Annotated in this window: 8 protein-coding genes and 1 pseudogene; 1 reads left to right on the top strand and 8 read right to left on the bottom strand. The window is 61.3% G+C overall.

Features of this window, described 5'->3' with window-relative positions; all coding sequences use genetic code 11:
* The 4 genes and pseudogenes from RBB32_RS08210 to RBB32_RS08195 all read right to left on the bottom strand — a co-directional run.
* Positions 1-546, bottom strand: a pseudogene (locus RBB32_RS08210) (N,N-dimethylformamidase large subunit); the annotation flags it as partial.
* Positions 543-1,940, bottom strand: coding sequence for a TRAP transporter large permease (locus tag RBB32_RS08205; protein WP_306152214.1), 1,398 nt, complete (start codon positions 1,938-1,940; stop codon positions 543-545). The gene RBB32_RS08205 and the pseudogene RBB32_RS08210, both read right to left, overlap by 4 nt.
* Positions 1,937-2,419 (bottom strand): TRAP transporter small permease, encoded by a 483-nt coding sequence (locus tag RBB32_RS08200; protein WP_306152212.1) that lies wholly within the window; start codon positions 2,417-2,419, stop codon positions 1,937-1,939. Before RBB32_RS08200 ends, RBB32_RS08205 begins: the two co-directional genes overlap by 4 nt.
* A gap of 76 nt (positions 2,420-2,495) precedes the next feature.
* Entirely contained in the window at positions 2,496-3,494 is a 999-nt protein-coding gene (locus RBB32_RS08195; protein WP_306152211.1) for a TRAP transporter substrate-binding protein, read from the bottom strand.
* Between the two features lie 100 nt (positions 3,495-3,594).
* Here RBB32_RS08195 and RBB32_RS08190 point away from each other — a divergent pair, with 100 nt between their 5' ends.
* Positions 3,595-4,509, top strand: coding sequence for a LysR family transcriptional regulator (locus RBB32_RS08190; protein WP_371931037.1), 915 nt, complete (start codon positions 3,595-3,597; stop codon positions 4,507-4,509).
* A gap of 44 nt (positions 4,510-4,553) precedes the next feature.
* Here the strand turns inward: RBB32_RS08190 and RBB32_RS08185 are convergent, their stop codons facing one another.
* From RBB32_RS08185 to RBB32_RS08170, 4 genes are read right to left on the bottom strand one after another with little or no spacing between them, the layout of a single operon-like run.
* A complete protein-coding gene (locus RBB32_RS08185; RefSeq protein ID WP_306152210.1) occupies positions 4,554-4,862 on the bottom strand; it encodes a DUF2149 domain-containing protein in 309 nt (102 codons plus the stop codon).
* The gene (locus RBB32_RS08180; protein ID WP_306152209.1) at positions 4,862-5,320 is read right to left on the bottom strand and encodes a MotA/TolQ/ExbB proton channel family protein; all 459 of its coding nucleotides are present in this window, start codon (positions 5,318-5,320) and stop codon (positions 4,862-4,864) included. Before RBB32_RS08180 ends, RBB32_RS08185 begins: the two co-directional genes overlap by 1 nt.
* Positions 5,321-5,345: 25 nt before the next feature.
* Entirely contained in the window at positions 5,346-9,239 is a 3,894-nt protein-coding gene (cobN, locus tag RBB32_RS08175; protein WP_306152208.1) for a cobaltochelatase subunit CobN, read from the bottom strand.
* Positions 9,240-9,242: 3 nt separating this feature from the next.
* A complete protein-coding gene (locus RBB32_RS08170) occupies positions 9,243-11,189 on the bottom strand; it encodes a TonB-dependent receptor domain-containing protein (protein WP_306152207.1) in 1,947 nt (648 codons plus the stop codon).
* Positions 11,190-11,526 lie beyond the last annotated feature (337 nt).

Below are 11,526 nucleotides of genomic sequence, written 5' to 3'. Positions count from 1 at the left end.
CCCCCACGCCTCTACCGGATCCACGCCCACCTGGTTGATCGCCCGCTGGCTCAGCGTGACCTGGCCGTCCTGTACCTGCGCCACGATCCGATACCATTTGTGCAGCTTCACCGGTTGACCGGTGCCAACCGCGCGGCCCTCCAATTCCACCGTCACCGCCCCCGTCGCGTCGAGGTAAAGCGCGAACGCCCCCAGGCTGAAGATCGTCTGGCGCGCGTCGGATCGCAGGGTCGGCTGAACCGTGACCGACACGGTCAGCCCCGCGCCCATGGGCAGCGCGACCTCCTCTTCGGCAAGGCCGTAAGAGCCCGCGTGAAACGGCCTTTCCACCGACGGGTAACTGGCCATCGGGAACCAGTCCGATGCATCCTCTTCGACGATCCCCGGCCCCGCGGGGTTGGGATCGGCGCTGATCGAGCGCATCAGTCGCGCCGTGAAGGGCCGGTCCGACAGGGACGACACCTTGAATTCCAGAAGCTCGCCGGGCCGTGCCGACAGTTCGTTCACATACCCCAGGATAGGCGGAGTCTTGGTCATTTCGGTCATCGCATAGGTCCATAGAAAAGGTCGGGCAGAAACGTCACCCAGGAGTCGAAGAACACCAACAGGAAGATCATCAGTATGTAGGGGATCAACAGCGGTAGAACCCCCACGGAAATCTCCTCGATGGTGATCTTGCTGATCCGGGCCGCCACGAACAGGTTCACCCCGATGGGCGGCGTCAGAAAGCCGATCTCGCAGGTCATGACGGTGAAGATACCGAACACCACCGGGTCGATGCCAAGGCTGGTCACAAGCGGAAAGAAGACAGCGGTAAAGATGATGATCTGCGGAATGCTTTCCAGCCACATGCCCACGACGATGTAGAACGCGCCGATCAGCAGCATCACCAGCCAGGGGAACTCTGCCAGCCCGGCAAACAGACCCAGCATCGCATCGGGAATGTCGAAGATCGTCACCAGCTGCCCGAACGCCTTGGTCGAGCCGAGGATGAACAGCACCGTGCCGATCACGATGGCGGTGAACTTGAACGCGTAAAACAGCTTGGCCCAGGTCAGCCCGCGATAGATGAACATGCCCACGAATAGGCCATAGGCCACCGCTACCCCCGCCGCCTCGGACGGGGTAAAGATACCCGAATAGATGCCGCCCAGGATGATGACCGGCGCCATGACCGCCCATTTGCCTTCCCAGAACGCCTCCAGCAGTGGCCCCCAGCGGAACTTTTCGCCGGTGCCGCCATAACCGTTGCGGGCCGAGATCACGAAGACCACGATCATCAGCATGACGCCCAGAACGATCCCCGGCACGATACCCGCCAGAAACAAGCGCGGAATGGACACGTCCGTGACCAGCGCAAAGATGATCAGCAGGTTCGAGGGCGGGATCATGCTGCCAAGCGCGCCCGCCGCCGCCGCGATAGCCCCTGCAAAGCGCGAGCGATAGCCCTCTTCCTGCATCGCGGGAATTGTGATCGAACCGATGGCGGCGGTGGTCGCAGGGCCAGAGCCCGAGAGCGCGGCAAAGAACATGCAGGCCACCACCGTCACAAGGCCCAGGCCGCCCTTGTAGGCACCCACAAGCTTTTGCGCGATATTGACCAGCTTTTCAGACATGCCGCCCTGTTCCATCAACTGACCGGCCAGCACAAACAGCGGAATGGTCACCAGCGGGAACGGCTCGAACGCGGTCCATGCGGCCTGCGCCATCAGGGTCATGGGAATGTCGGCGATATAAAGCCCCGCCACCGTGGCGATGCCCGCTGCAAAGGGGATCGGCACGCCGATCGCCATGGTCACGACGAACACGACCGCCATGGTGATCGGGCCACTGAGGCCAGCGGCATAGGTCGCCGCCACGCCCATCAGCATCAGCGCAAAGACGATCGATGCGACAGGGCCCTTACCCTGCGGCTTGGTCTCGGGTCCGGCGTCGGTCATAGCGGCAATCCTTTGAAATCGTCCTGTTTCCAGCGCCAGTAGACTTGCGCGATACGAAACAGCATCAGACAGAACAGGGCCGGGATGAACATCTGGATCCAGCGCTGCTCGATGCCCAGACCCGGCGTCTGATACGTCATCTGGAACAGAAGCTGCGTATAGGTCGTGGTCTGCACGATCATGAAAATCACAAAGCCCGCCCACAGCGCATCGGCTAGCACCACCGACACGACCTGAAGCGCGCGCGGCAGGCGGGCGACCAGCAGGCTTATGCGGATATGCGCGCGGTCGCGCGCCGCCATGGTCGCGCCAAGGTAAATGGCGAAGATCATGCCGTAGACGGCGGTTTCCTCGGCCCAGGCGGCGGCGGAATGAAAGACAAAGCGCATCACAACCTGCAACAGCACCGATCCCACCACGACACTCAGAAAGACGGTGCACAGCACCTCTTCGAAATAGCGGTCAAGCTTGTCCAGCATGGTCCACTCCCTGAAGCACGGTGAAGACGGGCCGCAGCGCGCGCGCCGCGGCCTTCATGGTCACCGTGAGCGATGGTTATTCCGCAGCCGCGCGGATATCTTCGACCAACGCCTTGAAGGCGTCGCTCTTATCTGCGGCATAGGCATCCTGCACGCGCTGTCCGGCCTCGATGAACGGCCCGCGCTCGAACTCGGCGGTTTCCATGCCGCCCTCGCCGGTCAGAAAATCGCGGGTCTGGTCGACCTGCTTGGTCATTTCTTCTTTCTGGTAAACCCCGGCCTCTCTGGCCGCCCGCATCACCGCGTCGCGCTGCTCGTCGTTCAGCTTCTTCATCGCGCGGTCGCTGGCAAACAGCGGCGAGAAATAGGTGAAATGCTCCAGCACCGTGAAATAGGGCATGAACTCGTAGAATTTCTGCGACTTGATGAAGGACGTGCCGTTATCGCCGCCTTCCACCGTGCCGGTCTGCAAGGCAGTCGGCGTATCGGCCCAGGGCAACGGAATGGGGGCCGCGCCGAACTCGGTGAACGTGTCGATCATCACCTGGTTCTTGGGCACGCGCACCTTCAGGCCCTGCATGTCCTCGATGCTGGTGATCGGGTTGCGGCCATTATAGAAATCCCGGTCGCCGACAAAGCCGTAGGTCAGCAGGTGCACGTTCGTGGCTTCGTAAAGCTGCGCGGCGAAATCCTGGCCGACCTCGCCCTCCAGAACGGTATAGGCGTGGTCCTTGTCCTCGAAAATATACGGCAGCACAAACGCATCCATCAGCGGGAAATGCGGCGAGATGTTGTTGCCGGTGATGACGAACATGTCCACCGTGCCCAGCTGCATCGCCTTGAAGGCCTCGTCCTCGCCCATCAGCTGCCCGCAGCAGCGCACCTTCACGTCGATGCTGCCGCCGGAATATTCCTCGGCCAGCTCTTCGAACTTGTCAGCCAGAACCCCATAGGTGCTGCCCTCGGCGGCGGCATAGCCCAGGTTAAGTGTTACGTCCTGCGCCGTCGCGCCCTGCGCCACAAGGCCCAGCGACAAAAGCGAAGCGGCCAGCGGCAGTGCTTTGATCGTCTTCATTGAAATCTCCATGTTGGTCTGTATCGGTTCTTGTTGTTTTCGGATTAGATTGTCACAGACTTTGTTGCCTGTATAATATCAATTCGGTCTAATCTGATACCTGGAGAGCATCATTAAATTCGGGCTACGCCATATCCGCTACTTTTTGGCCGTCGCCGAAGAACTGCATTTCCGGCGCGCCGCCGACCGACTCGGCGTGGCCCAGCCCGCACTCAGCCGGGCGATCCAGCACCTGGAACAGGAATTGCAGGTGCGCCTGTTCGATCGCTCCAACCGCGCTGTGCGCCTGACCGAGGCGGGTGCGGCTTTCCTGCGCGGTTCTCATGGGATCATGAACGTGGTCGATCGCGCGGTCGAAGAGACACGCCAGGTCGATCGCGGCCAGATCGGTAGCCTGCGCATCGGCTATACCGATATGGCCATCGGCGGGGTGCTGCCCAGCCTGCTGAAGACGTTCCAGGCCCGCCATCGCGGCATCGTGCTGCACCCGCATCATGATGTCACCTCGACCCAGCTGCACAAGCTCGACCAGGGCGAGCTGGATATCGGCTGTGTGACCGGCCCGATCAGCCGCGCCGGCTATGACCAGGTGCCGATCCAGTCCGAAAGACTGGTCTGCGTGGTCTATGAAAACCACCCCCTGGCCCGCCGCGGCAGCATCCGGCTGAACGAACTGGCGCAAGAGGATTTTATCCACGGCCCGACCCGCGACTGGGAACATTTCTTTTCCTACCTCTTCCCGCTTTGTCGCCGGGCGGGTTTTGTACCTCACATCGTACAGGAGGCGTATAATTCCGCCGGCATCCTCGGCCTAGTCGCCTGTGGCATGGGCGTAACAGTGCTGACCGAAAGCGTGCGCAACATTCTGATCCGCGACCTGGTGATCCTCGACCTCGAGGACGTCACCGAACGCCTCCAGACCGTCGCCCTGTGGAAAACGGAGTCGCTATCCGGGTCCAAGTCCCTGTTCATCGACGCCCTACGGGAACGCTCACCTGACATGGACCTGCCATGAATCCGCGCAATACGGCATATCTACACTCGCCAACTCTCAGCATCTCACTGCTCGGGCACGTATATCATGCGTCCGTCGTCCAGTTGATAGGTGGTACCGGCTCGAACACCTTGGCCCTCGCCAATGTCGCCGCTGGCCTCGTATCGGGTCAATTCGGTGCCATCCTTGATCGTAATGCGCATTTCCGGCGTTCCGGGGTTTTCGATCACCGTCACTTTGTCCTGCGTGTAGGGATTGAGCGGGTTGACCACCACCTGCACCATCAGGATCGCGGTGATGACAAGAAACACGTCGATCAGGTTCACCACCGACAGGATCGGATCATCCGCATCATCATTGTCGAGAAAGCGCATCAGATCAGAGCCCGTTCATGTGCGCGCAACTCTTCCAGCAGCCAGCGGCGGCGAACCGTCAGGATGAAGAACGTAATGCTGGCCGCCACCAACGCAAGGATCACCGCCGAGAACGCCATCACCAGGTTTTCAGACATCGCCGCGGCGTCGCCACTGTTCAATGCCAAAAGCGCTGGCCCCATGGGGATCATCGTGGCCACCAGACCAAGCATCGGCGCCGTGCGCGACACGATGCGCAACCATTCCAGACGCTTGAGGATTTTCAACTCGAAATCCTCCGATGCAAGCCTGCCAGTCGGATCAAGCGGTGGCTGTCGGCCACGCAGGCGTTGCAGAGCTTCCCAGACGAAGGTGCCAAGCGCGAAGAACGCATAGGCAAGCGCCGCTACGATCAGCCCCAGAACCGGCACGAAAAAAAGCCCGGCAAGCTGGAAAAGCTCGAATTCGATTTGTGTCATGTAGAATCCTGTCCTTGAGTGAAGGTTACGCCCTGCATCGGCTGCCCCGGTGCCACTGCATCCCGACCCCGGCCATGAAACACGCAAAGAACGGCATCGCACCGACCAACAGCAACCACCAATCCCTCGGCTCCTCGGCTGGCTCCGAAAGCTCCAGGGCCTGCCCGCTGACGGCCTGTGTCTGTGCCGCTTCCGCCTCGGAGGTTTCCGGGGGCTGCATACCCTCTACGCTGCCTTCCGCCGGTGCAGTAACCTCCAGGCCAAAGCCCGCGGCCATCTCGGCTACATAAGTGCGCGTTACCTCGGCACCGGTCTCAACATCATGCTCGGCCTCAAGCTGCTGCCAACGGTCCGCAAGTGCCCGGCGTGTTTCGTCCGGCGCATCCCAGTATCCCTTGCCGATCGCTTCGATCATGCGCTCCATCAACTGCGCCTGCGCCGTGGGGTTCTCGGCCTCGAAATAGGCATCCAGCCCCAGATCACGGCTGTCTTGCACATAGGTTTCAAAATAAGCCTGCCATTGATCGGCTCGCACGCTTGATGGGTCTACGACCTGCCAGCCGAAAAGGTTGTTTGTGGCGTTCAGCATGGACAACGTGCCAGCATACCCCTCCTCCATCATTTTCTCGATCCATTGCGGATTGAGATACCGGGCACGAAGCTCCGTCGAAAGCATCGACGAAAGAGACTGCATCCGGGCCGGTCCCCTGCGCATGTCAGTCACGAACATCGAGGGCGCCTGTCCATCGAGATGCCGCGTCGCCAACGACAGCCCCCCCATGAAATCAAAGGGGTGATCGGTCGACAGAACGCCGTGCACGTTGGAGGAACGAGACATCACAACCGCCTGTGTGCCGCTCAGCTGTTCGGCAAAAAGGTCATGGTCCGTACCGTTCACGCCCCAGGCTCGGGCACCGAAGGCATAACCGTTCCCGTCGAGGTAAAGCTTGGCCAGTGTGCCGTCATCATTCCAACTGTCCGAGGCGACAGTCCGGTCCGCCAGACCGCTGCCGTAGCGTCCCGGGGCGTTCCCGAAAATCCGCAGGGACGCCTGCGCGCGGGCGTCTTGAGCCGAGACCCCGCTCGCCTCCAGCAGATCGGAGATGCGGGCGCTGTTACGGGCAACGATGTTGTCGGAGGTATCCCGGGCTGCCAGCCTGTCGATCCCGTCGGCCAGCAGCCGCATGAAACCGTCGAACTGGTCACGGTAGACGCTGGTGACCTGCACCACCACGTCGATGCGCGGATGGTCCATTTCGTCATCCGGCACGATCTCAAGGCGCAGCACGCGCCCATCGTCGCGCCAAACCGGACGCAACCCTAGGGCATGCAGAACCTGTGCCTCGGTAATACCCTGGTGCCGGATTGCTTCCGAGGCCCAGAGGCTGAAGGCAATCTTTTCCGGCCAGACACCGTCATTTTCATTTCGCAGTTCGGCGGCGAGGCTGTCGAAAGCCACCTTGCCTGCCTCGAAAGCCGCCCGTGAGGGCAGGCGGTCCGGCTCGAAACCATGCAGGTTCCGCCCCGAGGCCGTATCCGGAGTGCGCACTGGATCGCCCCCGGTGCCCGGGCGCACAAAGCCCCCGGCAAGACCGTTCAACAAGGCCTCCATCTCACCAGGGGCGGCTAGCCCGGCGTCAAGTTTCCGCGCGCGTTCAAGCCGCACACGCAACTCATCGGACAGTCCATCAAGCGGCTCGGCCTCCAGAACATGCCGCCGCAACAAGTCAAAGCTGCGCGATTGCCTGAGGCTTTCGTTGTCTTCTGTCAACATCTCGTCCGGGTCATCCCCCGCCGCCTCGGCGAACCCCGGGCCAAGTTGTTGCAGGACTGTGCTAAGGCGGTCCTCGGGGGCTGCCGGTTCACCGAATACGTGAAGCCCAAGAGGAATGACCTGCCGGGACAGTTCATGCAAAAGATCGTGCAACGCCGGCAGATGCGCGGCCAGATCGGCGCGTAGATCCGCCTCGGACACTCCAAGATCCTTGTCGATATCCGCGGCAACCGCCGCCGTGACGATGTCCCGCCCGGTCGTCTGCCGCACGGCGCCCGGCTCAAGTTGCATGTAATCGTGCAGCATCTCATGCAGGTCGCGCAACTCATCATAAAGCCCCGACGGCCCGAATGGCGGCGTCTGATGGCTGACCGTCACCGCCCTGCCCCGGCGGCGCGCCTGCAACGCCTCGCTCACGTTGTCCTGGATGTAAGGATAGAAAACCGGCATGCCCCCCAGCATCAGGAATGGGTCATCCGAGGCCGCAAGCCCGCGATCCTTGCCCGGCAGCCACTCCTGTGTGCCATGCGTGCCAAGATGGATCAGCGCATCCGCCCCGAAACTTTCCCGAAGATAAAGATAAGCCGCCATGTAAAGCGGATCCGGAGGAGCGGTCATATCGTGCAAATGCGCCCCCGGTTCGGCCCCACGCGGCATCTGCGGCAGGATGACCATGTTGCCAAGCCGCAGGCGCGGTATGACAAAGCTTGGCTGCCCATCGACATCCCGCACAGCCCAATGATCACCGGGCGCGCCCAGGTGCCCGATGGCATGGCGCTTGTCGCCCGGCAGGGTTGCGACCCATGCCTCGAATTCCGATACCGGCAGCGCGACAGCCAGATCACGGGCCAGCAGGGTCTCAAGCGGCTTGGAGCGGTAGATACCCGCCAGCATCGCCTGCCCCGCCTCAATCATTCCCGCTTCATCAAGGACCGGCACATCGTATCCCGCAGCCCCAAGCGCGGTTGTCATGCGCTCGATACTTCGCGGCACGTTCAGGTTGGAGGCAGACAGGTTTTTCTCGCCCGCGGGATAGTTCCAGAACATCATCGCCAGCCGCTTTTCCCCGGCTGGCGTGTGGCGCAGAGCGACAAGTTGCACCAGCTTTTCGATCAACAGGTCCGCCTGCGCCGGTATGATCTGTCGTGTCTCGTTCTCCACCGTACTCAGAACGATCGGGTCGCTCATGCCCCATGCCTCGGGCACGGCCAAGAACGGCGCGCTCAGGCGGGCCGGAATACCCGTGTCTGCTTCCATCCACTCCGCCAAGTTCCCCTCGCGGTAGGACAGTGTTTGGATCGCGGGCATATCAAGTGCCTCAAACTCGGCACTGCGCGCCGGACCGTTCAGCATATGAGTCATGTTGACGATAGCGTCGGCCTGCGCCGGTTCGGCGAAACGCGACAGTGCCCGCTCATCGGCCGAGTCTATCCAGACCGCCAGCGGGATCAATCCTGCCGCCTCGCTTCGGGAGATCAGCCCGTCGATCACCTGTGTCTGCAACCCCGCGATACTGCCCTGGTCGAAGACGAAAATCACCCGTCCCTTGGCCTCCGGCCACCGGCCATGCTTCTGCCCCCAATCAAGATAGGTATCGACATCGGCAAAACTGCGCTCCGCTGCCGGATGATAAACACCGGCCGCCGGTCTGCGCGCGGGCGCGGCCATGTCCGTCAGCGCCTTACCGCCGTGCCATGCCAGAACGGCACGAAAGAAGGCCCGCAGGTTATCCCTCCCGCCGAAACCGTAATACCCGGCAAGTTTCATCGCATCCGGCCGGGCAAGCCCGGTACCTGCAGGCGGGCCGCCACCAATGGTGATACGCGGCACTTTCACTCCCTCGGGTGCGGGATGCTCTTCAAGGAATGTCTCGACCTCCCCCCGGTCCGAGGGGCGAGGCACATCCAGAACGACAAGATCCGCGCCCGCCCACCACTCCTGTGCTCCAGGTGTCGAGATCAGAACATGCCGCAGCTGCACCCCGACCTCTTCGGCAACCGCGCCAAGCGCACGCAACTTTCCAGCCAGAACGAAATCGTTCGAGACCACATGAACGACGGGGCGCGCATCGTCGGGCTGATCGGCCATCACCGTGCGTGCGGTCAGGGCCAGCACGACAAGGGCCTGGAACACCAGTTTAAGCATGGATCAAAAAGCCTTGCGAATGCCGAAATAAGCGCGTCGGCCGGGATCGGCAAAAGCATAATCGGTGTTGTCGTTGGCCAGGCGCTTATCGGTCAGGTTCTCGACCCCGAACAACGCCGTCACACCGTTGCCGAACTGATGTTGCCCACCGACCGAAACCATCGTGTAGGCCGGTTGGCGCCCTGACCCCGAACTGGTGGGCTGTGCCCCCACGTAGTGGACATCCAGGCTGGCGCTCGTGTTCGATGTGAATTGCCAGTCGATTCCCACTCCGGCCATGTGTTCGGACCGGCCCGTCAGTTTCGCTCCGGTCGTGCGGTCGATGGCATCGAGATAGGTATAGTTGGCATTGACCGAAACAGTATCGCTGATGCGCGTGTCACCGGCGATTTCCAAACCTTGCAGCCGGGCCTTATCGACATTCAGATAGCTCCATGTGGCACCCGGTGCCCCCGTGCAATTGGTCACACAAACCGCCTGGATCAGGTTTTCCACCTCGTTGTGAAATATGGCAGCATCCACACCCCAGTCATCCCTGCGATAGGAAAGCCCCGCTTCGAAGGATACGTTTTCTTCCGGTTTCAGGTTAGGATTGCCGACAATTGTAAACCGCCCGCCCCCTGCGATGGCCGCGTACCCCGGAGAAAGCTGTTTCATCGTCGGGGCCTTGAAGCCGGTCCCGACCCCCACTCGCAGGCTCAGGGCATCGCTTGCTTCATAGCGCAGATGTGCGCGCGGGCTCACATGCCAGCCGAAATCTTCGTGATGGTCGGCGCGCGCATCAAGGATCATCGACCACCCCTCGCCAAGGGTAATCTCATCTTGCAGATACGTCGCGAAATGCAACTTCGAATCCTGCCCCGCCGCGTTCACTGTCGGGTCTTCAAGTTCTTCCTCGCGCAGCTCTGCCCCCATCGTCAGATGATGCGCCGCACCGACCGAAAACCGCGTACGCCCGGTCAAAACCGTATCAATGAGATTGTGCGGGCCTGACGGCGCGACACCGTCACTACGCCAGTTTCTCCGGTCAAGCTCCGTCCGGTAAAGATTGACCGAAGTGCTTCCCCAATCCCAGTCCCCTTCATGCGACAAGGACAGGCGATTGCGGCGAATCCTGTCGGTCGAACGGTAGGCGCCCGGCGCACGGGCATTCGCAACATCCATCCAGCGACGGTCTTCACCGGCACCAAAGGAAAACCGCACGGTCTGCCGATCATCCGGCGTCCAAGTCAGGGTGCCCCCCGCCATCTGGCTTTCCACATCGTTTGCCTCGGTAGCACCGGGCGTGAAATTCGAGGCCAACGCATCCTGCTGGCGGTCTTGCACCCACAGGCTCAGGCCAAGGACACCCGGAAGAACCGGACCGCTTGCATAGGCGCTGAAACTGCGACTGTCCCCGCCGGCCTCACCCGGGCTGAAAGCCCCAAGGGCAGACAGGCTACCCCTCCATTCTTCCGCTGGCGCCCGGGTCACGATATTGGCTACGCCACCAAGGGCGTCCGAGCCGTACAGCGACGACATCGGGCCACGCACGATCTCGATACGCTCGATGGCTTCCGGCGGCACCCAACCCAGTTCGTAATCCGAGTGCGCCACGGCGGATGCCGAGTTGGTAATCCGCTGTCCGTCCACAAGGATCAGCGTCTGTTCCGGTAACATTCCCCGGATCGAGATTCCCTGACGGCCTAGGCCGACCCCCGTTACTTGCACACCTGGCTCACCTTCCACTGCATCGGCGAGGTCGGTAACAGGCCGGTTGCGCAGGTCTTCCCCCGACACAACGCTGACGCTCCCGGGCGCTTCGCGCAGCGATTGCGGAGAGCCGGTGACACTGAGGATGATCGGATCAAGCGTATAAGGGATTTCGTCCTGCGCATGGGCAAGGCCCGCAGGGACCACCACTATCGCAGACGTCAGGAAAAGCGATGCCAGAGAAGAATAAGTAACCATGGTGTCATGCCGCCCTTCGTGTAAGTTATTGATTTTTTGCCATAAGACATCTCAACGGCTTTGTTATGTTATTACATATTGATTCGCAAACAGGTTTGCCCACCCCTGTCGAAAATACTTCCTAAAGCGTTCCGCCTTTAACCTGAGGCATCAGCGAAAGGCGGAACGCGTGCAACGATTGAGCGGAGCACTGCGTTTCGCGAAAATCTGTGATTCAGGTTTTTCGCGAAACGCTTTAGCAATGGTGGCTGCACATTTGGTTCGACACATCCGAACCCGGTTATGCTTGGGCGGTTAGATGTCTGAAAGGTGTTGTCACATCAACAGGGCTGAGGTT

Source organism: Roseovarius sp. MMSF_3281, assembly GCF_030733685.1.
Taxonomy (GTDB): Bacteria; Pseudomonadota; Alphaproteobacteria; order Rhodobacterales; family Rhodobacteraceae; genus Roseovarius.
This window is presented reverse-complemented; position numbering and strand designations above follow the sequence as displayed.